General features: G+C 70.6%; 28 protein-coding genes and 1 pseudogene. 20 read left to right on the top strand and 9 right to left on the bottom strand.

All coding sequences use genetic code 11. The features are described 5' to 3' along the window. Positions 1–17 precede the first annotated feature (17 nt). Positions 18–2,516: an ATP-dependent helicase HrpB gene (hrpB, locus tag ASF53_RS14175; RefSeq protein ID WP_056199364.1), complete on the top strand. Its 2,499-nt coding sequence runs from the start codon at positions 18–20 to the stop codon at positions 2,514–2,516. On the opposite strand, the gene ASF53_RS14170 is transcribed toward hrpB, so the two are convergent. Then, positions 2,473–3,186, bottom strand: a complete 714-nt coding sequence (locus ASF53_RS14170; RefSeq protein WP_056200151.1) for a hypothetical protein — start codon at positions 3,184–3,186, stop codon at positions 2,473–2,475. The two genes, hrpB and ASF53_RS14170, sit on opposite strands and share 44 nt — an antisense overlap. Before the next feature lie 181 nt (positions 3,187–3,367). On the opposite strand from ASF53_RS14170, the gene ASF53_RS14165 reads away from it, so the two are divergent. Then, positions 3,368–3,739: a hypothetical protein gene (locus ASF53_RS14165; protein WP_056200147.1), complete on the top strand. Its 372-nt coding sequence runs from the start codon at positions 3,368–3,370 to the stop codon at positions 3,737–3,739. A 12-nt stretch (positions 3,740–3,751) separates the two neighbouring features. Here ASF53_RS14165 and ASF53_RS14160 read toward each other — a convergent pair whose 3' ends face one another. After that, positions 3,752–4,147, bottom strand: coding sequence for a VOC family protein (locus ASF53_RS14160; protein WP_056199360.1), 396 nt, complete (start codon positions 4,145–4,147; stop codon positions 3,752–3,754). Positions 4,148–4,269: 122 nt separating this feature from the next. On the opposite strand from ASF53_RS14160, the gene ASF53_RS14155 reads away from it, so the two are divergent. After that, complete coding sequence (locus ASF53_RS14155) at positions 4,270–5,367, top strand: tyrosine recombinase XerC (protein ID WP_056199356.1); 1,098 nt, start codon at positions 4,270–4,272, stop codon at positions 5,365–5,367. Positions 5,368–5,466: 99 nt separating this feature from the next. Then, on the top strand, positions 5,467–5,601 hold the full coding sequence (locus ASF53_RS26755; protein ID WP_003606816.1) for a hypothetical protein: 135 nt from the start codon (positions 5,467–5,469) through the stop codon (positions 5,599–5,601). A gap of 87 nt (positions 5,602–5,688) precedes the next feature. Here the strand turns inward: ASF53_RS26755 and ASF53_RS14150 are convergent, their stop codons facing one another. After that, the gene (locus ASF53_RS14150; RefSeq protein ID WP_056199353.1) at positions 5,689–6,285 is read right to left on the bottom strand and encodes a histidine phosphatase family protein; all 597 of its coding nucleotides are present in this window, start codon (positions 6,283–6,285) and stop codon (positions 5,689–5,691) included. Positions 6,286–6,445: 160 nt separating this feature from the next. Between ASF53_RS14150 and ASF53_RS14145 the strand changes: the two genes are divergently transcribed. From ASF53_RS14145 to ASF53_RS14135, 3 genes are all read left to right on the top strand, one after another. Continuing rightward, positions 6,446–7,471, top strand: a complete 1,026-nt coding sequence (locus tag ASF53_RS14145) for a polyphosphate kinase 2 family protein (protein ID WP_056199351.1) — start codon at positions 6,446–6,448, stop codon at positions 7,469–7,471. 87 nt (positions 7,472–7,558) lie between these two features. Next, positions 7,559–8,704, top strand: a complete 1,146-nt coding sequence (locus tag ASF53_RS14140) for an AAA family ATPase (RefSeq protein WP_056199348.1) — start codon at positions 7,559–7,561, stop codon at positions 8,702–8,704. Position 8,705: 1 nt separating this feature from the next. Continuing rightward, complete coding sequence (locus tag ASF53_RS14135) at positions 8,706–9,395, top strand: MOSC domain-containing protein (protein ID WP_056199345.1); 690 nt, start codon at positions 8,706–8,708, stop codon at positions 9,393–9,395. A gap of 3 nt (positions 9,396–9,398) precedes the next feature. Here the strand turns inward: ASF53_RS14135 and fabI are convergent, their stop codons facing one another. The 3 genes from fabI to ASF53_RS14120 all read right to left on the bottom strand — a co-directional run bounded on the left by fabI (position 9,399) and on the right by ASF53_RS14120 (position 12,091). Then, complete coding sequence (fabI, locus tag ASF53_RS14130) at positions 9,399–10,226, bottom strand: enoyl-ACP reductase FabI (protein ID WP_056199342.1); 828 nt, start codon at positions 10,224–10,226, stop codon at positions 9,399–9,401. A 226-nt stretch (positions 10,227–10,452) separates the two neighbouring features. Then, complete coding sequence (locus ASF53_RS14125) at positions 10,453–11,397, bottom strand: DnaJ C-terminal domain-containing protein (RefSeq protein ID WP_056199339.1); 945 nt, start codon at positions 11,395–11,397, stop codon at positions 10,453–10,455. Between the two features lie 151 nt (positions 11,398–11,548). Next, entirely contained in the window at positions 11,549–12,091 is a 543-nt protein-coding gene (locus ASF53_RS14120) for an RT0821/Lpp0805 family surface protein (protein WP_056199335.1), read from the bottom strand. 89 nt (positions 12,092–12,180) lie between these two features. Here ASF53_RS14120 and pdxH point away from each other — a divergent pair, with 89 nt between their 5' ends. After that, complete coding sequence (pdxH, locus tag ASF53_RS14115; protein WP_056199332.1) at positions 12,181–12,825, top strand: pyridoxamine 5'-phosphate oxidase; 645 nt, start codon at positions 12,181–12,183, stop codon at positions 12,823–12,825. 33 nt (positions 12,826–12,858) lie between these two features. Here the strand turns inward: pdxH and ASF53_RS14110 are convergent, their stop codons facing one another. Further along, the gene (locus ASF53_RS14110; protein WP_056199329.1) at positions 12,859–13,242 is read right to left on the bottom strand and encodes a response regulator; all 384 of its coding nucleotides are present in this window, start codon (positions 13,240–13,242) and stop codon (positions 12,859–12,861) included. 322 nt (positions 13,243–13,564) lie between these two features. On the opposite strand from ASF53_RS14110, the gene ASF53_RS14105 reads away from it, so the two are divergent. The 5 genes from ASF53_RS14105 to ASF53_RS14085 all read left to right on the top strand — a co-directional run bounded on the left by ASF53_RS14105 (position 13,565) and on the right by ASF53_RS14085 (position 16,989). Further along, a complete protein-coding gene (locus ASF53_RS14105) occupies positions 13,565–14,317 on the top strand; it encodes an SDR family oxidoreductase (protein WP_200943247.1) in 753 nt (250 codons plus the stop codon). Then, positions 14,310–15,455, top strand: a complete 1,146-nt coding sequence (locus tag ASF53_RS14100) for a hypothetical protein (protein WP_056199326.1) — start codon at positions 14,310–14,312, stop codon at positions 15,453–15,455. The genes ASF53_RS14105 and ASF53_RS14100 overlap by 8 nt, the downstream gene beginning before the upstream one ends. Further along, positions 15,452–15,949 (top strand): NUDIX hydrolase, encoded by a 498-nt coding sequence (locus tag ASF53_RS14095; RefSeq protein ID WP_056199322.1) that lies wholly within the window; start codon positions 15,452–15,454, stop codon positions 15,947–15,949. The genes ASF53_RS14100 and ASF53_RS14095 overlap by 4 nt, the downstream gene beginning before the upstream one ends. Further along, the gene (locus tag ASF53_RS14090) at positions 15,946–16,401 is read left to right on the top strand and encodes a TIGR02301 family protein (protein ID WP_056199319.1); all 456 of its coding nucleotides are present in this window, start codon (positions 15,946–15,948) and stop codon (positions 16,399–16,401) included. The genes ASF53_RS14095 and ASF53_RS14090 overlap by 4 nt, the downstream gene beginning before the upstream one ends. A 333-nt stretch (positions 16,402–16,734) precedes the next feature. Next, positions 16,735–16,989: a hypothetical protein gene (locus tag ASF53_RS14085; protein ID WP_003604705.1), complete on the top strand. Its 255-nt coding sequence runs from the start codon at positions 16,735–16,737 to the stop codon at positions 16,987–16,989. A gap of 193 nt (positions 16,990–17,182) precedes the next feature. On the opposite strand, the gene ASF53_RS14080 is transcribed toward ASF53_RS14085, so the two are convergent. Beyond that, a complete protein-coding gene (locus ASF53_RS14080; RefSeq protein ID WP_286134440.1) occupies positions 17,183–18,745 on the bottom strand; it encodes a hypothetical protein in 1,563 nt (520 codons plus the stop codon). A gap of 260 nt (positions 18,746–19,005) precedes the next feature. Beyond that, complete coding sequence (locus tag ASF53_RS14075) at positions 19,006–20,343, bottom strand: dihydroorotase (RefSeq protein ID WP_056200138.1); 1,338 nt, start codon at positions 20,341–20,343, stop codon at positions 19,006–19,008. Positions 20,344–20,467: 124 nt separating this feature from the next. Between ASF53_RS14075 and ygfZ the strand changes: the two genes are divergently transcribed. From ygfZ to ASF53_RS25040, 7 genes and pseudogenes are all read left to right on the top strand, one after another. Then, positions 20,468–21,322 (top strand): CAF17-like 4Fe-4S cluster assembly/insertion protein YgfZ, encoded by an 855-nt coding sequence (gene ygfZ / locus ASF53_RS14070; protein ID WP_056199316.1) that lies wholly within the window; start codon positions 20,468–20,470, stop codon positions 21,320–21,322. Next, complete coding sequence (locus ASF53_RS14065; RefSeq protein ID WP_056199314.1) at positions 21,319–21,948, top strand: DNA-3-methyladenine glycosylase I; 630 nt, start codon at positions 21,319–21,321, stop codon at positions 21,946–21,948. Before ygfZ ends, ASF53_RS14065 begins: the two co-directional genes overlap by 4 nt. After that, positions 21,945–22,571: an HD domain-containing protein gene (locus ASF53_RS14060; protein WP_056199311.1), complete on the top strand. Its 627-nt coding sequence runs from the start codon at positions 21,945–21,947 to the stop codon at positions 22,569–22,571. The genes ASF53_RS14065 and ASF53_RS14060 overlap by 4 nt, the downstream gene beginning before the upstream one ends. 12 nt (positions 22,572–22,583) lie before the next feature. Further along, complete coding sequence (locus tag ASF53_RS14055; protein ID WP_056199308.1) at positions 22,584–23,096, top strand: tyrosine phosphatase family protein; 513 nt, start codon at positions 22,584–22,586, stop codon at positions 23,094–23,096. Positions 23,097–23,195: 99 nt separating this feature from the next. Continuing rightward, positions 23,196–23,462 (top strand): exodeoxyribonuclease VII small subunit, encoded by a 267-nt coding sequence (locus tag ASF53_RS14050; protein WP_003604717.1) that lies wholly within the window; start codon positions 23,196–23,198, stop codon positions 23,460–23,462. Between the two features lie 89 nt (positions 23,463–23,551). Next, positions 23,552–25,003 (top strand): annotated as a pseudogene (locus ASF53_RS14045) (1-deoxy-D-xylulose-5-phosphate synthase N-terminal domain-containing protein); the annotation flags it as partial. Positions 25,004–25,037: 34 nt separating this feature from the next. Then, the coding region (locus tag ASF53_RS25040; protein WP_353652180.1) for a 1-deoxy-D-xylulose-5-phosphate synthase N-terminal domain-containing protein at positions 25,038–25,309 on the top strand (272 nt) is incomplete at its 3' end.

The raw sequence follows: 25,309 nt of genomic DNA, 5'->3' as shown, positions 1-25,309 counted from the left end.
GCGGCACCTCGCGGACCATGTCGTCCCCCGCGTCATCCGCTGCTCCCCCGCTCCCGATCGAGGCCGCCCTTCCCGGCCTGCGCGCGGCCCTGTCCGGGCGCGCATCCGCCGTGCTCGTGGCCCCGCCCGGCGCCGGCAAGACCACGCGGGTGCCGCTGGCGCTCCTCGACGAGCCCTGGCTCGGCACAAAGAAAATCATCCTGCTGGAGCCCCGGCGGCTCGCCGCGCGCGGCGCGGCCGAGCGCATGGCCGCCACCCTCGGCGAGCGGGTCGGCGACACGGTCGGCCTGCGGGTGCGGCTCGGCTCCAAGATCTCGGCCCGTACCCGGATCGAGGTCGTCACCGAGGGCGTGTTCACCCGGATGGTCCTCGACGATCCGGAACTGACCGGCATCGGCGCGGTGCTGTTCGACGAGTTCCACGAACGCTCCCTCGACGCCGATCTTGGGCTGGCCTTCGCCCTCGACGCGCAGGGGGCGCTGCGGGAGGATCTGCGCATCCTCGTGATGTCGGCCACTCTCGACGGCGCCCGCGTGGCGGGGCTTCTCGGCGAAGCGCCCGTGGTGGAATCGGAGGGCCGCGCCTACCCGGTCGAGACCCGCCATCTCGACCGCGACGCGAACCAGCGCATCGAGGACGCCATGGCCGCCGCGATCCTGCGGGCGCTGCGGGCCGATCCCGGCTCGGTGCTCGCCTTCCTGCCGGGGCAGGCGGAGATCCGCCGCACCGCCGAGCGGCTGGAGGGCCGCCTGCCCGACGACACCGATCTCGCGCCCCTCTACGGCGCCCTCACGCAGGGTGAGCAGGATCGGGCGGTGGCGCCCGCACCCTTAGGGCGGCGCAAGGTGGTGCTGGCGACCTCCATCGCCGAGACCTCGCTGACGATCCAGGGCGTGCGCATCGTCGTCGATTCGGGGCTGGCCCGCGTGCCGCTCTACGAGCCCGGCAACGGCATGACCCGGCTCGTCACCGCGCGGGCCTCGCGCGCTTCGGTCGATCAGCGCCGGGGCCGCGCCGGCCGAGCGGAGCCGGGTGTCTGCTGGCGGCTCTGGCCCGAGGCGGCGACCGCGGCGCTCGAACCCTTCGCCCGGCCCGAAATTCTTTCCGCCGACCTTGCTGGCCTCACCCTCGACTGCGCCGCCTGGGGCGTCACCGACCCCACCGCCCTGTCCTTCCTCGATCCGCCGCCGGCGCCGGCTTTGGCCGAGGCGCGGGCGATGCTGGCCGATCTCGGCGCGCTGGATCCCGATGGGCGGCTCACGCCCACCGGCCACACCCTGCGCAGCCTGCCGCTGCCGCCCCGGCTCGCCCGGATGGTCGCCCGCGCCGCCGAATCCGGTCAGGCCCGCATGGCGGCCGATCTCGCCGCCGTGCTGGTCGAACGCGGCCTCGGCGGCGACGCGGTGGATCTCGCCGAGCGCCTCGACCGCTTCCGCCGCGACCGCGGGGGCCGGGCCGCCGACATGCGCCGCCTCGCGGAAGGCTGGGCGCGGCAGGCGGCCAAGGCAGCCGATGCCGTCGAGCCCGATTCCCTGATGGCCGAGCCCGGCGCCCTGCTGGCGCTGGCCTATCCCGACCGGGTGGCGCGGGCGCGGGGCCGGGAGGGCGCGTTCCTGATGGCGAATGGCCGCGCCGGCCTCGTCGATCCGGTGAGCCCGCTCGCCCGCGAGACCTTCATCGTCGTCGCCGACCTCACGGGGGCGGCGGCCTCCGCGCGGATCCTGTCCGCCGTGGCCATCACGTCCGAAGCCATCGACGCCTTGTTCGCCGACCGCATCGGCAAGGTGCGCAGCGTCAGCTTCGATAAGGAGGCGCGGGCCCTGCGCGCCCGCGAGGGCCGCCGGCTCGGTGCCGTGACGCTCGACGAGCGCACTCTCCCCGTCCGCGCCGATGGGGAGGCGGCGCGGGTGCTGGCCCGCGGCATCGCCGGGCTCGGCCTCGACCGCCTGCCCTGGACGCCTGCCCTGGCGCAGTGGCGCACTCGTGTCCGTTTCCTCCACGGAGCCCAGGGAGGAGAGGGCGGAGAATGGCCCGACCTCTCCGACGAGGCCCTGGCGGCCAGCGTCGAGGAATGGCTCGCGCCGGCCGTCGTCGGGCGGACCTCGCTCGCCGCGATCACCGCCGACGACCTCGGTCAGGCCTTGCAGGGCCTGCTGCCCTGGACGTTGCGCGCCCGCCTGGAGACGGAGGCGCCGAGCCATGTCGAGGTGCCGACGGGCTCGCGCATTCCCGTCGATTACGAATCGGGGCCCGAACCGGTGCTGGCGGTGCGGGTGCAGGAGCTGTTCGGCCTCGACCGGCATCCCACCCTCGGCGGGGGGCGGGTGCCGCTGGTGCTCCACCTGCTCTCGCCGGCCCACCGCCCGATCCAGATCACCCGCGACCTGCCGGGTTTCTGGCGCGGCTCTTGGGGCGCGGTGCGCTCCGAGATGCGGGGCCGCTATCCCCGCCACCCCTGGCCGGAAGACCCGCTCAGCGAGGCCCCGACCCGGCGGGTGAAGCCAAGGGGGACATAACAGCGGACGTGACGGCGGACGTAGATGGCGCTCGGGGCATCAGCCAGATCAGGAGCCGGTGGGTCGGCCAAGCGATCGCGAACGGGATGGCGACGACGAGGCCCGCGAACCACGCCCAGGCCGGCAGGAAGGTCTGCGCGGCGGTGTCGCTCATGCCCCGGACATAGTTGATGTTGACCGGCGTCAGCCCCGGATCGGGCCGCGGCGGCGGCATCAGGAAGAAGCAGACGAACAGGAGGATGACGGCCAGCGCCGACCACGCGGCCCAGGCGCGCCGGTCGTAGCCGAGCCGCCAGACGAGGAACACGAGCAGGAACGGCAGCCAGCCGTGGAACAGCGACAGGCCCCGCAGGAAGAGCGAGGTGTCCGGGTTGAACATGTAGGCGGTCATGCCGGTGAGCGGCGTGCCCGCGGCCTGGGCCAGGAAATCGACGGCCCAGAGGAGTTGCGGCGCGAGGATGCCGACCGCGCAGATCGAGACGAGGAGCGCGCTCTCCGCCCAGATGCCGACGAGGGTCAGGATCAGGGCGATGTCGCAGAAGTACAGGAAGTTGGTCGGCCCGTAATTGGCGAGATAGACCGGGAGCAGCACCGCCATGAAGGCCGAATAGGCGAGCTTGAGGCTCAAGGGGATGCGCGCCGGGATCGGGCCGCGGCCTTGCCCGATCATGTTGGTGTCCGCCGCCGCTGCGCTGCCGGCCGGCCCTCCGGAAAGACCCATTGTCGCCCCCTGTCGTTTCAGGCTTGACCGTGGAGGAGATTCGCTCCCGAGAGCGTGAGGGAACGCACGCGATCGGTCGCTCGGCCGGGATGCAGTGCTGTTCCAAAGAGCCGTGGGGGAGAACGATTCGATGCGCTCAGTGGCCGGCTGCGTCCTCTTCCCCCTGTTCGGGCTCGTGCTCATGGCCGGCGCGGCTGGCGCGCAAACGCCGCCGGACCCAGGCGCTGACCGGCCGCTGGTGATCCCGCAGGTCGAGGGCGAGCGCCAGGGCAAGGTTCTGGGCCGGGCGCTCGCCTGCGGCGCGGAGCGTGAGCGGGTCGAACGGGTGCTGAGAACCGGCCGCGCGCGCATGATGGCGGCAGTCGGCCGGGCGCTCACGGAGGAGCGCTACGCCCTGGCGCTCGACGACGCGATGCGCCTGGAGACGAGCCTGCCGGCACCCTCCGCCAATGCGTGCGAGAAGGCGATGGCCGGGCTCGAACGCTTGGAGAAGGCGCCGTAGAGGCCCAAACGATCAGGCGAAGCGGCCGCCCTTCTGGATCACCTCGATCTTGTAGCCGTCCGGGTCGGTGGCGAAGAAGAAGGTCGCGAGCGCGGTCTCGCCGTGCTTGAGGGTTTTGACGGGGGTGGCCGGGAGCCCCTCGCGCTCGAAGCGGGCATGCTCGGCCTCGGCATCCTCCACCACGAAGGCGAGATGGCCGTAGCCGTCGCCGAGATTGTAGGGCTCGGCGCGGTCCTTGTTGATCGTCAGTTCGAGTTCGAACGGCGAGGACGGGTCGCGCAGGTAGAGCAGCGTGAAATCCGGAAAGTCGAACCGGTCGGCCGGCTCCAGGCCGAAGGCGCGCGCATAATAGTCGCGCGAGCGCGCCTCGTCGCGGACGCGGATCATGGTGTGGACGGGCTTGGCCATCGGCCCTCTCTCCCTGGTGCGGATGACGTGTGGATGAGCGCCCATCTGGCGCAGTCCGATCGGGCGGAAAGGGTTTTTGCCGTTTACCCTTCGTCAACCTTACCGGGTGCTTGCTGCCGGCAATGATGCGCACCGCGTCCCTCCCCGCCGTCGATCCCGAAGCCCTGCTGCCGCCGGGCGACGCCGCCCTGCGCGCGGCGATGCTGGGCTGGCGCGAGGCGCTGGCGCGGGAGCGGCGTATGGCCGCCAACACGGTCGAGGCCTATGAGCGCGACCTGCGCCAGTTCCTGATCCATCGGGCCGCCCGCTCCGGCACGCCCACCATTGCCGGGCTGATCGCCCTGAAACCCCGCGACCTGCGCGCCTTCATGGCGGCGCGCCGGGCCGAGGGGATCGGCGGGCGCTCCCTGATGCGGATGCTGGCCGGGCTGCGCTCCTTCGCCCGCTTCCTCGAACGGGAGGGGCACGGCAGCGTCGCGGCCCTCGGCGCCGTGCGCTCGCCCAAGGTCGAGCGGCGCCTGCCGCGCCCGCTTCCCATCTCCGCCGCCCTGGCGATGACCGCACCCGAGACCCGCCCCGACGACGATCGCGCCCCGTGGGTGCTCGCCCGCGACGCGGCGGTGATCGCCCTCCTCTATGGCTCGGGCCTGCGCATCTCGGAGGCGCTGGGGCTTGCCGCCCGCGACGCGCCGCTGCCGGGCACCGACGAGGTGCGGGTGACGGGCAAGGGCGGCAAGGTCCGCGCCGTGCCGGTTTTGCCGGCGGTGGCCGAGGCCGTGGCCGCCTACCTGTCTTCGTGCCCGCACGCCCTCGACCCGGAGGGACCGCTCTTCGTCGGCGTGAGGGGCGGGCCGCTCTCGCCGCGGGTGGTCCAATACGCGGTCTGCGCGCTGCGCGGGGCGCTCGGCCTGCCCGAGAGCGCGACCCCGCACGCCCTGCGACACTCCTTCGCAACGCATCTGCTCGCCCGCCGGGGCGAGTTGCGGGCGATCCAGGAATTGCTCGGCCACGCCTCGCTCTCGACCACGCAGATCTACACCAAGGTCGATGCCGCCCGCCTGATGAGCGCCTTCGAGGACGCCCATCCCCGCGCCCGGCGGCTGCCGCCCTCGGAACCGGCATCCGCGCGGTCCGAAACCGTTGATGCAGAGCAAAGCTCGAGCGTCCGATCGGGCTATGCTGTCCGGCAGGACAGGCCGGTGGAGCGCAGAAATGCGTGAGTTTGCTCCGTTCACCTTGGTCTTGCCGCGATTGAGTGGCGGATTGTCATCAACGAGGCGGTCGCAAGCCGCCCCATCAACAGCCCCAAGGAGTGTCCGATGCGCGTGAGCGGAATTTGTCTCGCGATCCTGCCGGTCCTCGCCGTCCTGGCCGTCACGGCCACGGTGAAGACGCTCCTCCTCCCCGTCACCGCCGTGCGCCTGCTCGCCCGCGGCCGTGCCGCGCGGGCCTGACCGGGCTCGGACGACCGCTTCAGGAGAAGCGCTCGACGAGCCCGCACGGCCGCTCGAGCGCTGTTTACAACCTCAAAGAGAATCCCGTCACGCCCAGCGCCAGCCGCCGGGTTCGATGACGAGGATGCTGCCCTGGCGGATGCCGAGCCGCGGGGCGGCGTAGATATCGAGATGCCCGGCGATGACCAGCAGCGCCCGGGCGACGCCGCCATGGGCGACCATCACGGTCGGGCGGCGTAGCTCCGCCACCACCTCCTCCACCCGCGCCTCGACCATGGCGTAGCTCTCCGCCCCCTCCCCGCGCGGCTGGTAGCCCCAGCGGTCGCGATCGCGCGCGGCGGCGCCTGCGGGATCGCGCCGCCGGATCTCGGCCCAGGTCCGGCCCTCCCAGGCGCCAAAGCCGATCTCCCGCAGCCGCAGATCGGCCCGGTAGCCGCCCGCGGGCAGGCCGATGCCGGCGCGCAGGATCTCCATCGTCCGGCGGGTGCGGGTGAGCGGGCTCGCGACATAATCGGCGGTGGGCAGCTCCGCTCCGGCGACCCGGCGCAGGCGCTTGGCCGCCTCCGCCGCGTGGGCGAGCCCGTTGGCGTTGAGATCGGTGTCGCGGTGGCCCTGCAGGCGCCCCTCCGCGTTCCAATCGGTCTGGCCGTGGCGCACGAACCAGATCGTCGGCAGCCCGCTCATGCGACGGCTCCGACGCGACCGGCGCATCCCCTGGAAGACCCCGACGCGCCGGATCGGGAACGGCGAAGGCGGCGCATCTGTTGGGGCTCCAAGCTTATCCCTTCCTTGCGGGTCCGCGACGGCGGCCTCGCAATCGGCTCGTGAGCAGGTAATCTTCGGCATGGCGCGCAAGAACGGCAAGGACGGCAAGAGCGCCGGGCGTGAAAAAAGCGTCGAGAGCGACCAAAACGCCGGGCTTGACAAGGCGGCGGAAACATCATCGCAGGCGGCATCATGGCCCGACCATCCGCCCTCCTTCGCCGGCTGGGCCCGTGCGGCGATCGCGGGCTCCGGCACCGCGCCGAGCCTGTCCCCCCATCTCCACCCGGTCCTGCCGCCGGCCGCGCCCGGCATCGTCACGGTCGAGCCCGGCCAGAGCGTCAACCTCGCCGCGATCGATCCCGACGCCACCGGCGGCCTCGACAAGGCGGAGGCCAAGGCCGAACTCGACGCGCAGCGCGTGCGCATCCGGACGCTGCAGGAGAAGCTCTACGCCGAGCACCGCCGCTCCCTGCTCGTGGTGTTCCAGGCGATCGACACCGGCGGCAAGGACGGCACCATCCGCAACGTGCTGGAGGGGGTGAACCCGCAGGGCTGCCGGGTCTGGTCGTTCAAGGTGCCGAGCGCGGAGGAACTCGATCAGGACTTTCTCTGGCGCTACCACCAGCGCACGCCCGGCCGCGGCCTGATCGGCGTGTTCAACCGCAGCCATTACGAGGACGTGCTCGTGGTGCGGGTGAAGGGCCTCGTGCCGGAGGAGACGTGGCGCGAGCGCTACGGGATCATCAACGATTTCGAGCGGCTGCTGACGCTCTCGGGCACGGTGATCCTCAAATTCTTCCTGCACATCTCCAAGGACGAGCAGAAGGAACGCCTGGAGGCCCGCCTCGCCGATCCGGAGAAGCACTGGAAGTTCGACCCGGCCGACCTCGTGGAGCGCAAGAGCTGGGACGCCTACCAGACCGCCTTCAACGACGCGCTCGCCCGCTGCTCGACGCCCTACGCCCCCTGGCACGTGGTGCCGGCCAACCGCAAATGGGCCCGCAACGTCATGGTCGCCCGCACCATCGCCGACACGCTGGAAGCGATGGACCCGCGCTTTCCCGAGCCGCGCAAGGGGTTGGAGGGCATCAAGGTGCCGGATTGAGCTTGTACAACCTCGGGAGGTAGGCTTCCCGAATCACTCTCGGAACGGTCTAGATCGGCGCCCTTCCAGACTCGCGGGAGGGCACCGATGCCGACGGTTCGCGAGATCGAGGCGGCCGGGTACCGGTCGCTGAAGAGCATCCGCTTCCCGGTCGGGCCGCTCTCGGTCTTCGTCGGCGGCAACGGCACCGGCAAGACCAATCTCTACCGCGCCCTCGGCCTGCTTCAGACCGCCGCTTCCGGCCGGCTGACGCGGGCGCTCGCCGCCGAGGGCGGGATGGAATCCGTGCTCTGGGCCGGCGTCCGCCGCAAGGGCGAGCCGGCGCGGGTGCGATTGGCGGCCGAACTGGCGGACGAGACCACCGGCCACGCCTACACCTATGCGGTCGAGGTCGGCCTCGTGCCGCAGGTGGGCGGCGCGGCCTTCGCCCTGGAGCCGCAGGTGAAGAGCGAGCGGCTCACCGTCCAGGCCGGCGCGCGGCCGGTCACGGTGCTCGACCGCGACGGGCGGGCGGGCTTCGTGCGCGACGAGGAGGGCCGCAAGCGCTCCTTCGGCACCGACCTGCTGCCGACCGAGACGGCGCTCGCCGCACTTCAGGATGCGGTGCGCTTTCCCGAATTGCAGATCGTCCGGCAGGCCATGGAAGCCTGGCGCTTCTACCACGACGTGCGCACCGATGCGGGCTCGCCCCTGCGCCGCCCCTGCCTCGCGGTCACGACGCCGACCTTGGCCTCCGACGGCGCCGACCTCGCCGCCGTCTTCGCGACGTTGGCCCATATCCGCGACGACACCGCCGACCTCGACGCAGCCTTCGCCGACGCCTTTCCCGGTGCCCGGCTCGTGGTGCCCCGACCGGATCGCGAGGCGCGATTCGGCGTGATCTTCGCCGATTACCCCAAACGGATCTTCGAACCGTCCGAACTCTCCGACGGGACGGTGCGCTACCTCGCGCTGGCGGGGGCGCTGCTCGCCTACCGGCTGCCGCCCTTCCTCGCCCTCAACGAGCCCGAGACCAGCCTGCATCCGGACCTGATGGAGCCGCTGGCGCGGATGATCGTGCAAGCCTCGAAGCGCACGCAGGTCTGGCTGGTGATGCATTCCGAGCGCCTCGCGGCGGCGGTCGCCGAGGCTGGCGGCGTGCGTCCGCGCCTCGTGCTCAAGCGTGAGGGAGCGACCTGGATCGACGGCTTGCGCTTGGCCGGCGACTTTTCACAGGACGACGAGGTGGATTGAGATGCGGGTCGCGCTTCAGGCCGTGCTGACCGGGCGCGTCGCGCCGCTGGGGGAGAAGGGCGCCGCGAGCGCCATCGCCAAGAGGCCCGTGGAGGGGCCGGTCGCCGTGGGGCCGCTCGGTCTTGCGGGTGACGAGCAGGCCGACCGGCGCGTCCATGGCGGCCCGGAAAAGGCCGTGCACCACTACGCCCTCGACCATGCCGCCGCATGGCGCAGCGAACTGCCCGGCCTGCCCGATCTGCTGGAGCGGCCCGGTGCCTTCGGCGAGAATGTCTCGACCCACGGCCTGACCGAGGCCGAGATCTGCGTCGGCGATCTGTGGCGGGTGGGGAGCGCCCTGCTTCAGGTCTCGCAGGCGCGCCAACCCTGCTTCAAGCTGAACCTGCGCTTTGGCGTCCCGGACATGGCCCGGCGGGTGCAGACGAGCGGGCGCACCGGCTGGTACTATCGGGTGATCGAGACCGGTGTCGTCGCGGCCGGCGATACGCTCGAACTCGTCGAGCGCCCGCATCCGGATTGGCCGCTGTCGCGGCTCTTGCACCACTTCTACGTGGACCGCCTCGACGCGGCGGCTTTGCAGGCGATCGCCGATCTCGCGCCCCTCACCGAATCCTGGCGGGCGCTCGCTGCCCGCCGACTCGCGAGCGGCGCCGTGGAGGATTGGCGCCGTCGGCTCGGGGAAGAGGGGTGACCCCTATTCCCGCTCGCGGGTGATGTCCGGTGCGTCCGGGTTCTTCATGCCGACGACGTGGTAGCCGGCATCGACGTGGAGGATCTCGCCGGTCATGCCGCGGGACATGTCGGAGAACAGGTAGGCCGCCGTCTCGCCGACCTCCTCGATGGTTACGGTCCGGCGCATCGGCGCGTTGTACTCGTTCCACTTGAGGATGTAGCGGAAGTCGCCGATGCCCGAGGCCGCCAGCGTCTTGATCGGCCCGGCGGAGATCGCGTTGACGCGGATCTGCTTCGGCCCGAGATCGGCGGCGAGGTAGCGCACGGAGGCTTCCAGCGCGGCCTTGGCGACGCCCATCACGTTGTAGTGGGGCATCCACTTTTCGGCGCCGTAATAGGTCAGGGTCAGCATCGACCCGCCGTTGCGCATGATCTTTTCCGCGCGCTGCGCCACCGCCGTGAACGAGTAGCACGAGATCAGCAGCGACTTGGTGAAGTTCGCCTCCGAGGTCTCGAGATAGCGCCCCGTCAGCTCGTCCTTGTCGGAGAAGGCGATGCAGTGGACGACGAAATCGATGCCCTCCGGGAACACCTCGGCGGTCGCCGCGAAGGCGGAATCGATCGAGGCCGGATCGGTGACGTCGCAATGGCCCACCACATGCGCGTTCAGCTCGCGCGCCAGCGGCTCGACGCGCTTCTTCAGCGCCTCGCCCTGGTAAGTGAAGGCCAATTCCGCCCCATGCGCGGCGGCGCTGCGGGCGATACCCCAGGCGATCGAGCGGTTGTTGGCTACGCCCAATACCAGCCCGCGCTTGCCCGCGAGCAGCCCGCCCGGCTTCTGTTCCGACATGCGTCACCTTCGCTTCGGCCGCGCGGGCGCCTCTTGAGGGGCGGCCCTGCGCCGGGGGCTTCCTTAGCCGAGGGTGGCCGGAGGGGGAAGCCTCAAGGAGACCGGGATTGCCTCAGGGCGATCCCGGTGACTTGGTTTGAGCCTCAAGCGCCGACAGCCGCCGCCGCGGATTGCGCGAATCCGCGGGCTTTCGCTGCGCTCGACGCCTCGTACGGCACGCCGTCCCTTACGCCGTCCCGGCCTTCGCCTCGCGGCGGCGGCGGGCATATTCGGTCAGGGCCGCGTCGTCGCTGGCCGGCAGGACGATGGCGGTGGTGGCGAACAGGTCGCCACGGGTGCCGTCCTTCTTCGGCAGGCCCTTTCCGCGCAGGCGGAAGGTGCGGCCGGAACTCGTCATCGCCGGCACCTTCATCTCCACCGCGCCGGTCAGGGTCGGCACGCGCAGGGCGCCGCCGAGCACCGCATCCTCCAGCGGTAGATCGACGGAGGCCCGCAGATCGGCGCCGTCCACCTTGAACACCGGATGGGGCTGGATGCGGATGGTCAGCAGCGCGTCGCCCGGCTCGCCGCGGGGGCCGCCCGCGCCGCCGAGGCCGCGCAGGCGGATGGTCTGGCCATCGATGACGCCCTTGGGGATCATCACGTCGACATCGCGCCCGCCGGGCAGGCCGATGCGCATTTTGTCCTCGCCGGCGACCTGTTCGAGCGTGACGCTGAGTTCGGCCGCGACATCTTCGCCGCGGATCGGGCCGCCACGCCCGCCCGGCCCGGCGCCGCCCGCGCGGAACGCCTCGCCGAAGATGTGGCTGATGAAATCTTCCCCGACGCCGCCCGGCCCGGCCGCGCCGGCCCCGCCGCGTCGCTGCGTGAAGCCTTCGAAGTCGAAGCCGCCTCCGCCGCCGCCCCGTCCGCCGCCGAACCCGGAGAAGCCCTCGAAGCCGGTCGCGCGCGGCTTGCCCTCGGCGTCGATCTCGCCGCGGTCGAACTGCGCGCGCTTCTCCTTGTCGCCGAGGATCTCGTAGGCGGTGTTCGCCTCCGAGAAGCGCTCCTTGGCCTTCGGATCCTTGTTGCTATCGGGGTGGTACGCCTTGGCGAGCTTGCGGAAGGCCTTCTTGATTTCGGCCTCGCTCGCGCCCTTGGGGACACCCAGAACGTCGTAGGGGTTTCGCATCGGCATTCTTTTGAGGGGGTCGCAACCGGATAGGGATACGGCCTCTGCCGCACGGCTTCAACGTGGGAAGGGCGTTGCCGCTCTGCAACAGCCTCCGAGGCCCCGTTCACCGATCCGCGATCACTTTATCGTCCGCCCACCCGCGAAAACCTCAGGAACGGGCCTGGGGGTTGGAGGCGCGCAGCCGTTTCAGCTCCCACTCGCCGCCGGACGGCTTGCAGCCGGTGCCGCGCACGAAGCGGTTGTTGGCGCCGCCCACCACGGTGGCGAGGAAGTCGCGGCAGATCTCGTCGCCGGCGACATAGGGCAGGCCGGTCGGGTTGATGGTGCCGCGCATGGCGGTCTCGGGGTTGTCCCACTTCACCGGGCGCCCGTTGCCCTGCGGATCGAGGGCGACGGAGAGCGCGGCGTGAGCGCGGCGCCAATCCTCGCCGTCGAGGTCGCGCCCGAAGCTCGCGGGCCGCTTCGGAATGCTGCCGGTGACGAGGGGCTCGGGCGCGGCCGGCGCCTCCTCCGCCTTGAAGGAGAGGATCGGCCCGCTGCACGCGCCGCAGGAAAGGGCGGTAAGGCCGAGGGTCAGCAGACCCGCGATCCGGGCTCTGCGGCCGCGTCGTGTCGCGTGCTCACGCGTCGAACCGGCCCTCCCTTTCGGGGAGAGCGCTCTGGCGAGGCCTTTACACGGACGCAGACGCATTACACCTGAACTCGAGACAGACGAGAGGTCCGACGGGGTGTGCTGCCCGACGTCGGTGCCCCCCCGACCCGGCTGCCACAGGGAAGAAAATGGCCATCGATCGGTTAAGAGAGGGTGATGCGAACGCACCTTCGGTCCATCCGGAGGACTTCACCTTGTCGTGCGACCCCTGGGCGCTGTTCGCCGCATGGATGGCCGAGGCGGAAGCCTCCGAGCCCGTCGATGCCAACGCGATGGCGCTCGCCACCGCCGACGCGGATGGCCTGCCCGACGTGCGGGTGGTGCTGCTGAAGGGCTTCGATCCGCGCGGGCTCGTCTTCTACACCAACGCCGAGTCGGCCAAGGGCGGGCAGCTTCACGCCAACCCGCAGGCGGCGACGGTGCTGTACTGGAAGTCCCTGGGCCGGCAGATCCGCAGCCGCGGCCCCGTCTCCCCCGTGACGCGCGAGGAGGCCGACGCCTATTTCGCGAGCCGCCACCGCGACAGCCGCATCGGCGCCATCGCCAGTCAGCAATCGCGCCCGCTCACCGACCGCCCGACCCTGATGGCCGAGGTCGCCGCCCTGTCGGAGAAATACGAGAACGTCCCGGTGCCGCGCCCCGAGCACTGGCTTGGCTTCCGCATCGCCCCGGTGCAGTTGGAGTTCTGGCAGAACGGCGCCTACCGCCTGCACGACCGGGTGCGTTTCACCCGCGACGGCGACGGCTGGGCCCGCGCACGGCTCTATCCCTGATGTTGATGTCCAGATCGCGGATGATCGGGGCGCTCAGGACATCACCGAGCGGATCGCCGCGACCAAGCTCTCTTCGGTGTAGGGCTTGCGGATGAACAGGCCGTCGCTCGGCACGTCGCCGGGCGAGGGCCGCACCTTGCCCGAGGTGATGACGATGCCGATGCGCGGCCAGCGCTGGTCGATGCAGGCGGCGAGCTTGATGCCGTCGATGCCGAACGGCATGTCGATATCGGTCACGACGACGCACACCGCCCCGCCCGCGTCCTGCTCTTCGTCGAGCATGCGGATCGCCTCGTTGCCGTTGGTGGCCTCGCGCACGGTGAAACCGGCTTCCCCGATCAGCTCGACCGCGGCGTGCCGGATCACGGCATCGTCCTCCACGACAAGAACGGTCGGCCTCGCGTCCGTCTCGCTCACGCCCGCTGCATCCCTCGTCCGATCCCGCGTCCGATCCTCCGGCACGATGCCTTGAATCCGCGACCCCTCCCCGGGGTTGCATGAAGGCCGGTGCAGAACAAGCGCGGAAGACGCGCGGGGCCGTATGGCGCCGCCCGTCCGGCGGCGCGGCTCGCCTTCCGCTTCGTGAAGCACCCCGCCGGGCCCCGAGGGGCTGCGTCTCCGGTGCCTTTCGCAATGCAGCGCGGCCCTGGATTTCCGGCGGAGCGCGGCTTATCCCTTGGCGAAGACCCAGCTCGGCCCGCTCACCGCGGTGCGCGGGGCGGGCAGCAAGGAACCGGCTTTGGCCTCATCCAACGATCGTCGACGGGTGCTGCTGCTCACCGGCGCCAGCCGGGGCATCGGGCACGCCACCGTCAAACGCTTCTCCGCCGCGGGCTGGCGGGTCATCACCTGTTCGCGCCACCCCTTCCCCGAGAACTGCCCCTGGGAGATGGGCCCGGAGGATCACCTTCAGGTCGATCTCGCCAACGCGGCGGATACGGTGCGCGGGGTGCGCGAGGTCGCCGAGCGGCTCGCCGCCGAGGGCGGCCTGCTGCACGCGCTCGTCAACAATGCCGGCATCTCGCCGAAGGGCCCGAAGGGCGAGCGGCTCGGCGCGCTCACCACGGAATACGAGGACTGGGCCCGCGTTTTCCAAGTGAACTTCTTCGCGCCGATCCTGCTGGCGCGCGGCCTGCGCGACGAGCTGACCCGTGCGCGCGGCTCGATCGTCAACGTCACCTCGATCGCCGGCTCGCGGGTCCACCCCTTCGCGGGCGCCGCCTACGGCACCTCGAAGGCGGCGCTCGCCGGCCTCACCCGCGAGATGGCCGCGGATTTCGGGCCGCTCGGGGTGCGCGTCAACGCGATCTCGCCGGGTGAGATCGACACCTCGATCCTCTCGCCCGGCACCGACAAGCTCGTCGAGCAGATCCCGCAGCGCCGGCTCGGCACTCCGGACGAGGTCGCCAAGGCGATCTACTTCCTCTGCATCGAGGCCTCCTCCTACGTGAACGGCGCCGAACTCCACATCAACGGCGGACAGCATGTCTGACCGCCGGGCGGTTCTCGCCGCCCTGCTGTCGCTGGCCGCCCTCCCCGCCCTCGCGGCGGAGGATGCGGGGTCGGTCGAGCCGGTCGCGCTGCCGTTTCCCATCAAGGCGATGCGCGGTCCCGGCAGCGATGTGGCTCTCTCGGTGGCGACCTCCGGATTGCTGCCGGTCGCCCGCGCGCCTGCGGGCGCCAGCGCCGATCCGAAAGCCACGGGCAACACCGCCCCGCCCTCCGTCGTGGTGGTCTGGGGCGAGGGCGGCGGTGCCGTTCTCAGCCTCGAAGGCGATCGCCTGCGCACCACGCTGATCGGCGCCGAGGCGATCGAAGGATTTGCCGCCGCCGAGACGCCGCGCGGGGCCGTGCCGGGTTCGCGCCGCGCCCTCGACGGGCCGCTCAGTGCCTATCTCACCGGCCCGACCCGCGCGCATGGCGGCGCGCGGGGCCAGGGGACCGTGCTGACCTTGCGCGAGCGCCAGCCGCTCGGCGTCACCGCCGAGCCGAAGGCCGTGCCGGTGACGACCCAGACCCTCGCACCGGGGGACGGCCGGGTCTTTGCCGGCCGCACGCCCCGGATCACCCGTCTCGACGGCCGCCCGGCGGTGGCCGCCGTGACCACGCATGGGCCGGCCGTCTCCGGTCTTGCCGTCGCGGCGAAGGGCACGGACGGCGTCTGGACGCTCCGGGCGCAGACACCGCCGCAGGCCGGCAAGGGGCCGGAGGGCGCGCCGCTGGCGCTCGCCGCCGTCAGTGACTTCTCCGGCACCGGCCAGCCGCAGATCGCGGCGATCCGCGCGCCCGACGGCGAGGGCGTACTCCAGCTCTGGCGCATCGCCGACGGGACCCTGAGCCTCACGGGCGAGGCGCCGGGTTATGCCGGCCCGGCGGCGGGCGAGGTGGCGGATCTCGCCGCCCCCGTTCCCCGCGGCGGTGGCGCTCCGCCCGACCTCGCCTTGCCGGTGGCGGGCCGCGGGGCCCTGGCGGTGGTGTCGTGGAAGGGCGGGGCTCCCGTCGAGCGGGTGCGCCTGCCCCTGCCCGCCCCGGCCGCCCACGGCGTCGCCGTGCTCGATGCGGGCGGAACCGCGAAAAAGATACTCGTCGGCCTCGCCGACGGGCGCCTCGTCGCGGTCGCCGCGCCGTGAGCGATCCGGGACAGGAAGACGGGCGGTTGTTTCCGGCCCGCCCGCTGATCGGCGTTTCGGTCGCGGTGATCCGGGACGGTCTCGTGCTGCTCGCCGCCCGCGCCAACGAGCCGATGCGCGGCGTCTGGACCCTGCCCGGCGGCCTCGTGGAGGCGGGCGAATCCCTCGCGGCGGGGGCTTTGCGCGAATTGCAGGAGGAGGTCGGGTCGCTCGCCGAGGTGGTCGGCCCGAGCCTCACGCCGACCGAGATCATCCTGCGGGACGAGACCGACCGTATCCGTCACCATTACGTGATCCATCCCCATGCCGCCCTCTGGCGCGGCGTCGAGCCGGCACCCGGACCGGAAGCGCTCGCCGTGCGCTGGGCCAGCCTCGACGAGGTCGCGGGTCTGGCCACCACGCCGGGGCTGATCGATACCCTGCGCGAGGCGTTCTCCCGTATCCGGGCGGCGACGGAAGGTTCGGCAGAAGGCTTGGCTGAAGGCTCAGTATGAGAACGGGACTGGCCCGCCTGATCCTCGCCGCCCTGCTCGCCGTGATTCCGGCGGCGGAGGCTTTCGCGCAGCAACGCTCCGGCACGGCCCGATCCGCGCCGAAGCCGCCGGAGAAGGAGAAGGAGCCGCCGCCCCCGGCCGAGCCGCCGCCCGCCCCTTATGACCGCGATCTGATGCGGCTTTCCGAGATCGTCGGGGCGCTCGCCTTCCTGCGCACTCTGTGCGCCGCGCCGGATGCCGCCGAATGGCCCGCCCGGATGAAGGCGATCCTCGACAGCGAGGGGATCACGCAGAGCCGCCGCGACCGCCTCGCCGGCGCCTACAATCGCGGTTTCCGCGGCTACAGTCTGACCTACCGGGTCTGCACCCCCGCCGCGAACGAGGCCGCTCGTCGCTACGTCGCCGAGGGCGAGCGGCTTTCGCATGCCATCGCCGGACGGTTCGGCGGCTAAAATTCATATCCGGTCCGATCGCATCGGGTCGGCGTCGCCAGAGCATCGCTGCGAAAGCCATCGGCCACCTTTCGCGACCAAGCTCTAGCCTTCTGTTCTGCAACGTATTTTTCTGACGGGCCGGTTTCCCCTCGTCGGAATCCGTTCCGGATTTGGCCGTTCGATCGGGCTTGTTGCGAGTGCGCCACACTCCGGAGACGTTGCGAAATTCCTTCGCAATTGCGCCTCCGCGTTAACCTCTTCGCAATTCCCTGCTTCCCGGCCCGTAAAGGCTGCCGTATCGTGACGATGTCTTGCCGGCACTGTTCCGGCCGAGAAGCGAAGCCGCCCGCCATGATCCACGATGCCGACACCGCAACCTTCGATGCCGACGCGGAGAGCAAGCGCCTCGCGCTCGGCCTCGTGACGGAAGCCTTCGCGGAGGGCTGTCTCGACGGGATCGACGGCGACTGCATGGCCCAGGCGGCCCTGTTCGCGGCGTTCCAGGAACTGGTCGCCACCTATGGCGAGGACGCGACCGCGCGTTACGCCGAGACCCTGCCCGAGCGCATCCGCGGCGGCGGGTTCACCACGACGCTGCAACACTGATCGCTAGCCTGAAGCGGAGGTGTGAGCCGGATCCTGTGAACCGCAACGGGCGCGGTGCCGCCTGAAGGCGCGATCTCTCAGGATCGTACGGGCGCTCCGGATCGCTTCGGCCCCGTCTCGTACCAGCGAAGTCCGTTATCCGTTCAAGCGTCCCGAAGGCCTGAAACCGGCCTCCGGGACGCTTTTTTATCGGCTACTTCAATTGATCCCGGCAGGGCTTGAGAGCCTCCAAGGCTTTGCCCGGAGCGGCGATGTCGAAATAGACGCTCTTTTCGCCTTCTCTCTCGAAGCCGAGCTTATCCCCTGACTTGACGATCTTCAAAATCTCCTCCGAATTTTTGGTTCTAATCATGGCGGAGGTGGGATCGACGGCGATCCAGTTCAGGTCGGAGTATTTATAGAACTCTCCTGTCCAGATATGGGCCTTGAACTCTTGGTTTCTGGTCCATTTCCAGTCGGAAGCGCTGAGTTCCAGGGCCGTGAATTTGATGTCGGTGTCGGGTGACGACACGAAGGCGATGGTCGTGGCAAGCGTCTTGCCGTCGGTCCGCGGCGCCTTGCTCACGTAGCGGATGGTGCAGTCCGAGCCGTTCTGCGGAGCGAGGGCGACCTCCCATCCATCGACGAGCTTGGTTTGTGCGGGAGCCGGGCTCGCGGCGGCCGGGCCTGCGCCCGCGGCCTTGTCGGTGGCGGCCGGGGCGATCGTGAATGGCTGCGGCACGTCGAGCGTCCGCCCGCTCAGCTTGTCGTGCAGGGTATAGACCAGCACGTAGTGGCCCGACGGAAAGCCGTTCAGATCGAGGCTGAGGTTGAGGAAGAAGTTCGGCTCGCCCTCCGTGCGTTTCACGGTCACGTCGCGATCGATCATGGTCTTCTGGGTCGCGAGGGCCTTGCCCTCCGGCGTGCGGACCTCGAAATCGACGATCACGCCGAAGCCGATCTGATCGCTTCCGATCGCCTGCGTGACCTCGCCCACCGGCTCGATATAGGTCAGGAGCGGCTCGCCGGGCTTGAAGACGTTCGAGGGCCGGGCCTCGACATCGCCGAAATCAGCCGCCTTGCGGGCGACGTACAGCGCCCGCCGGGTGGCGTAGGGCTTCGACGGCGCGGGCTGGACCGCCACCGCCGCGGGCGCCGGGGTGGGCTCGGCCTTCGTCTCGACTTTCGCTTCCGGCTTCGTCTCGGGTTTGGCGGCGATCTTGCCGCCCGACCAGAAGTTGCCGCTCCCGCCGGTCTCGGCCGGAACCCGGACGCTTTTCATGATAGCGTCCAGCGCCTCTTCGTTGGCCTGGCGCTGATCCTCGGAGCCCCAGATCGTCATGAGGAGCGCGCGGTCCCGGCTCGCGTCGAGGGTCACGAGATCGACGATCGTCTTTCCGTACTTGTCGGTGGTGCGGTAGCGCTGAACCCGGGCCGGCGTGCCGCCGAAATCCATCGCCTGCTCGACCGGCTTGATCGAGAGATTGACCTTCTGCTTGCGCAGGAAGCTCGTCTTGTCCTTGACGAGGCTTTCACGGTCCGCTCGCGTTTCGAAGCTCACCTCGAAGGAGACGTCGCCGTCGGGCGAGGTCGAGACGACGTCGGTGTCGCGCACCTCCGTCTTCCAGTCGTCCGGGATCGTCAGGGTCACGGCCGGATTCTTCTCCGGCAGGACGATCTCCTTGGCCCAGGCCGTCCCCGCGCCCGTCACGGCGAGCAGGCTCCCCAGCGCGACGCCCGGCATCGCCCAGGCCGCACGGCTGCGCCGTGACCGCATGGCAACGGCCGACACTTCACCTATTTCGGACATCCGTCCCCGCAACGCTTGAAAGAAATGCAAGGCATCTTCGCGGCAGCAAGTCACGGATGACTGAGAGGTGATCTTTGTCTGCTCTGCGCGCCTCTTTCACCTATGGCGCGGGCTCGCTCTCCGGCACAATGACTGAGCGTCCCAAACGCTGCCGGGCAACCCTCCGTAGTGAAGGGGTGCGGGCGGATGCTCGCGAAAAGCCTGCCGCCGGATGAGAGATGTCGGCACTACTCCGTGGGCAGCGCTTCCTCGAACACCACCGCCTCGCCCCGCGCGGGGTTGGCCAGTTCGCCCTGCCACATCACCGGCGTGCCCCGCACCACCGTGCCCACCGGCCAGCCGGTGACGGTCACGCCGTCGTAGGGCGTCCAGCCGCATTTCGAGGCGATCCACTCGTTGCGGATCGTCTCGCGGCGCTTGAGGTCCACCACGGTCACGTCGGCATCGTAGCCCACGGCGAGCCGCCCCTTGCGGGCGATGCCGAACAGGCGCTTCGGGCCGGCGCTGGTCAGATCGACGAAGCGGGCCAGCGAGAGCCGGCCGGCATTCACATGGTCGAGCATGATCGGCACCAGCGTTTGCACGCCGGTCATGCCGGAGGGCGAGTCCGGATAGGGCTTGGCCTTCTCCTCCAGGGTGTGCGGCGCGTGGTCGGAGCCGAGCACATCGACCACGCCCTGGCTCAAACCGCCCCAGATCCCGTCGCGGTGCCCGGCATCGCGCACGGGCGGGTTCATCTGCACCAGCGTCCCGAGCCGGGCGTAAGCTTCCGTCCCGTCGAGCGTGAGGTGATGCGGCGTCACCTCGACGCTGGCGACATCCTTGGCGGCGGCCAGAATCGGCATCTCGTCCGCGGTCGAGATGTGCAGGATGTGGATGCGGGCCCCCGTCTCCCGCGCGAGCGCGATCAGCCGCTGCGTGGCCTTCACCGCCACCTCCGGCGAGCGCCAGACCGGGTGCGAGGCGGGATCCCCCGGCACGCGGAGATCCTTGCGCGCGCGCAGCATCGGCTCGTCTTCCGAGTGGAAGGCGGCGCGGCGGCGGATGCGCTTCAGGATTTCGCGCACGCCGGCATCGTCCTCGACCAGCAGCGAGCCGGTGGAGGAGCCGATGAACACCTTGATCCCGGCCGCACCCGGCAGCCGCTCCAACGCGGCGACCTCGCCGGCATTCTCGTGGGTGCCGCCGACCCAGAAGGCGAAGTCGCAATGCATCCGGTGGTGGGCGCGGGCCACCTTGTCGGCGAGGGCGGCGGCGCTCGTGGTCTGCGGGTTGGTGTTGGGCATCTCGAACACAGCCGTGACGCCGCCCATCACCGCCGCGCGCGAGCCCGTTTCCAGGTCTTCCTTGTGGTCGAGGCCGGGCTCGCGGAAATGCACCTGGCTGTCGATCACGCCGGGCAGGAGGTGCAGGCCGCGGCAATCGCGCCGCTCGACCGCCGATGCGCCCGAAAGGTCGCCGATGGCCGCCACCCGTCCGCCGCGGATGCCGAGATCGGCACGATGCTCGCCATCCTGGTTCACCAGCGTGCCGCCGGACAGGATGAGGTCCAAGGAGGCTTCCATCGGCGCGTCCATCGGTGCTTCCATCGGGCTCTTCCGGTTCGTTCGTCGCGATTGAGACGCGGATAGCGGCGGCTTATGTCAGGCGTCCTACACGTGCAACGCCGCCGTCTTTCTAGGAGATGCCATGCCGATCGCCCTGCTGCCGGACCGTGCCGTCGTTGCCGTGTCCGGCCCGGACGCGCTCCCCTTCCTGCAAGGCATTCTCACCTGCAATGTCGAGACGCTGCCCGAGGGCGAGGCGCGGCTCGGCGCGCTGCTGACGCCCCAGGGCAAGATCCAGTTCGATTTTTTGGTGTCCCGCACCGGCGATGGCTTCCGTCTCGATGTTGCGGCCGAGCGCGTGGCCGACCTCGTCAAGCGGCTCGGGCTCTACCGCCTGCGCGCCAAGGTGACGGTTGCCGCCGACCCGACCCTCGGCGTGGCCGCGGCTTGGGACGGGGCGGAGACCGCGGCCGAGACGGTGCGGGTGCGTGACGGGCGCCTGCCCGCGCTGGGCGAGCGGCTGTATTTTTCGCAAGGCGCCTTCTCGGCGGATGCGACGGAAGACGCGTATCACGCCCACCGCATCGGCATCGGCGTGCCCGAGGGCGGGCGCGACTTCGCCTTCAGCGACGCCTTCCCGCACGAGGCGCTGATGGACCAGCTCGGCGGCGTGGACTTCAAGAAGGGCTGCTATGTCGGGCAGGAGGTGGTCTCGCGGATGCAGCACCGCGGCACCGCCCGCACCCGCATCCTGCCCATCGTCTACCGCGACGGCCCGGCGCCGGCGCCCGGCACGGAGGTCACGGCGGGCGCGCGCAGCCTCGGCGTCACCGGCAGTGCGGCCGGGGACCGGGGGCTCGCCACGATCCGCCTCGACCGCCTCGGCGACGCGCTCGCCATCGGTGAGCCGGTGCGGGTGGGCGGCACGATCGCGGCTCTGGCCAAGCCCGATTTCGCCCGCTTCGCCTTCCCCACCGACACGGCCGTGGCCGGATGAGCGCGGATTCCAGCGGGCTGATCACCACCCATCCCGACGGCTGTCCGCGCTGCTGGTGGCCGGGGACCGATCCGCTTTACGTCGCCTATCACGACACCGAGTGGGGCGTGCCGGAATACCAGTCCCGCGCGCTCTACGAAAAGCTGATCCTTGACGGGTTCCAGGCGGGCCTGTCGTGGATCACCATCCTGCGCCGCCGCGACGGCTTCCGCCGGGCTTTCGAGGGGTTCGAGCCAGAGCGGGTCGCCCGCTTCACGGAGGACGATGTCGAGCGGCTGATGGGCGACACCGGCATCATTCGCAACCGCGCCAAGATCCGCGGCGCGATCAGCGGCGCGCGGGCGTGGCTCGCCATCGAGGAGGCCGGGCCGGGCTTCTCACCCTTCCTCTGGGACTTTTGCGACGGCCGGCCGATCCAGACCAACGCGGCCAACCGCGCCGCGATCGCCACCGAAACCGAGGTGTCACGAAAGATGGGCAAGGCCCTGAAAGCAAAGGGCTTCACCTTCTGCGGCCCCACCATCGTCCACGCCTTCATGCAGGCGGTCGGCATGGTCAACGACCATCTCACCGGCTGCCATCGTCACGCGCCCTGCGCCGCCCTCGGCGAGGAACGCCGCCCGTGAGCGTGGCCGTGAGCAATCCCAAGAAACCGGTGCGGGCGTGGCAGCGGATGCTGTCGGGACGGCGGCTCGACCTGCTCGACCCCTCGCCGCTCGATGTCGAGATCACCGACATCGCCCACGGGCTCGCCCGCGTCGCCCGCTGGAACGGGCAAACGGCGGGGCCACATGTCTTCTCCGTGGCGCAGCACTCGCTGCTGGTGGAGGCGATCGGCGCCGCCCTCGATCCGCGGATCGGCGCACCGGAGCGGCTCGAATTGCTGCTCCATGATGCGCCGGAATACGTCATCGGCGACATCATCTCGCCGCTCAAGAACGCCATCGGCGACGCCTATCGCAGCGTCGAGCGGCGCCTGCTCGCGGCGATCCGCCAGCGCTTCGGGCTCACCGCGCCCTCCCCGGCGCTCTCGCGCTTGGTCAAGCGCGCCGACCGCATCGCCGCGGCGATCGAGGCGACGCGGCTCGCCGGTTTCTCCAACGCGGAGGCCGACGGGATCTTCGGGCGCCCCCCGGTTCTGCCCGAGCCCATCGACGCCGAAATCGAGCGGCTGGTCGCCGGATGGCCGACCGCAGAGGCGGAGGCGTGCTATCTCGCCCGCTTCGCGGCACTTCAGCGCGGGACGTGAGACCAAAAGAGAATGCCCGTCATCCACGTCTGCCCCCTCTCGCGCCTGCCGGAGATCGTCACGGCCAGCGGCGCGAGCCATCTCGTGACGCTGGCCACGCTCGGCAGCGCGGTGGAACGGCCCGCCGCGATCCGCCCGGAGCACCATCTGCGTGTGGGCTTCAGCGATATCGTGGCGCCGATGGAGGGGCACCTGCCGCCGGGTGAGGCGCATGTGCGTAGCGTCCTCGACTTCGTGGCCGCCTGGCCCCGCGAACAGCCGATGGTGATCCATTGCTATGCCGGGATCAGCCGCTCCACCGCGGCGGCCTACGCCGCGATCTGCGCCCTGCTTCCGGATCGGGACGAGGCCGCGCTTGCGCGAGAGTTGCGGCGGCTCGCGCCGAGCGCCACGCCGAACCGTCTGTTCGTCGAGATCGCCGACCGCCTGCTCGGACGCGAGGGGCGGATGAGCGCTGCCATCAGCGAAATCGGGCGCGGCGCTGAGGCGTTCGAGGGCACGCCGTTCCTCCTCACCGTGGCGTGACGGGTCCGCCGCGCGGGGCGGAGATCGGTCGCACGCAATCGACCTGGGCTTGTGCGACCGCACGTCGCCCGTCATAACCCGCCCCAAAGGGAATCCGGGATGAACGATCTTACACCCGACGCATCGGCCGCGGCGGCGCCGGACGATCTGCCGTTCGAGCGGGCGCTGGAGCAGCTCGAGGAGATCGTGCGCCGGCTGGAGCGCGGCGACGTGCCCCTCGACGAGTCGGTGGCCATCTACGAGCGCGGCGAGGCGCTCAAGCGTCACTGCGAGACCCTGCTGAAGCGGGCCGAGGCCCGCATCCAGAAGATCGCCATCGGACCGGACGGCCGGGCCGCCGGCACCGCGCCGCTCGACGTCGAGTAGGTGGCGCGGGTGCGGTTTCGATCACGACAAAACTCATCGCGCGCAACGGTTTGCGCGCCGTTTCTTACTTCGGGCATGAGGCTGGTCCGGTGGCACTAGCGGACACGACGATCCTTGAGGGTCTTGAGACGCCGGATCGTCTCCGGCTTCTGCCGGAGAGCGAGCTGCGGCGGGTCGCCGACGCCGTGCGCGCCGAGATGATCGACGCCGTGTCGATCACCGGTGGCCATCTCGGCTCCGGGCTGGGCGTGGTCGAGCTGACGGTGGCCCTCCACCACGTCTTCGACACCCCCGACGACCGCATCGTCTGGGACGTCGGACACCAGTGCTACCCGCACAAGATCCTCACCGGGCGCCGCGACCGCATCCGCACCCTGCGCCAGGGCGGGGGCCTCTCCGGCTTCACCAAGCGCAGCGAGAGCGAGTACGACCCCTTCGGCGCGGCCCACTCCTCCACCTCGATCTCCGCCGCGCTCGGCATGGCCGTGGCGCGCGACCTCGAAGAGGCGGAGGTGGCACTAGCGGACACGACGATCCTTGAGGGTCTTGAGACGCCGGATCGTCTCCGGCTTCTGCCGGAGAGCGAGCTGCGGCGGGTCGCCGACGCCGTGCGCGCCGAGATGATCGACGCCGTATCGATCACCGGCGGCCATCTCGGCTCCGGGCTGGGCGTGGTCGAGCTGACGGTGGCGCTCCACCACGTCTTCGACACCCCCGACGACCGCATCGTCTGGGACGTCGGACATCAGTGCTACCCGCACAAGATCCTCACCGGGCGCCGCGACCGCATCCGCACGCTCCGCCAGGGCGGGGGCCTCTCCGGCTTCACCAAGCGGAGCGAGAGCGAGTACGACCCCTTCGGCGCGGCCCACTCCTCCACCTCGATCTCCGCCGCGCTCGGCATGGCCGTGGCGCGCGACCTCGAAGAGGCGGAGGCCAAGGCCAAGGGCGGTCCGGCGCCGAAACGCCGCAACATGATCGCGGTGATCGGCGACGGCTCGATGTCGGCGGGCATGGCCTACGAGGCCATGAACAATGCCGGCGCGCTGCACTCGCGCCTSATCGTCATCCTCAACGACAACGACATGTCGATCGCGCCCCCCGTCGGCGCGATGTCGGCCTACCTYGCSCGSCTCGCCTCCGGCGGCACCTACCGYTCCCTGCGCGAGACCGCCAAGCAGCTCGGCAAGCTCCTGCCGAAGGCGCTCTACCAGCGCGCGGCGGCGGCCGAGGAATATGCCCGCTCGCTGATCGTCGGCGGCGGCACGATGTTCGAGGAGATGGGCTTCCACTATGTCGGCCCGGTCGATGGGCACAATCTCGACCACCTGCTCCCCGTTCTGAAGAACGTGCGCGATTCGGATCAGGGCCCGATCCTGCTCCATGTCGTCACGCAGAAGGGCAAGGGCTACGGGCCGGCCGAGGCCTCCGCTGACCGCTACCACGGCGTGGTCAAGTTCGACGTGATCTCGGGCGTGCAGGCCAAGGCCAAGGCCAACGCCCCGGCCTATACCCGCGTGTTCGGCGAGAGCCTGATCAAAATATGCCCGCTCGCTGATCGTCGGCGGCGGCACGATGTTCGAGGAGATGGGCTTCCACTATGTCGGCCCGGTCGATGGGCACAATCTCGACCACCTGCTGCCCGTTCTGAAGAACGTGCGCGATTCGGATCAGGGCCCGATCCTGCTCCACGTCGTCACGCAGAAGGGCAAGGGCTACGGGCCCGCGGAAGCCTCCGCCGACCGCTATCACGGCGTGGTCAAGTTCGACGTGATCTCGGGCGTGCAGGCCAAGGCCAAGGCCAACGCCCCGGCCTATACCCGCGTGTTCGGCGAGAGCCTGATCAA

The organism is Methylobacterium sp. Leaf123, from assembly GCF_001423405.1.
Classification (GTDB): Bacteria; Pseudomonadota; Alphaproteobacteria; order Rhizobiales; family Beijerinckiaceae; genus Methylobacterium.
The sequence above is the reverse complement of the archived record's forward strand: the minus strand, read 5'-3'. Positions and strand labels throughout refer to the sequence as shown.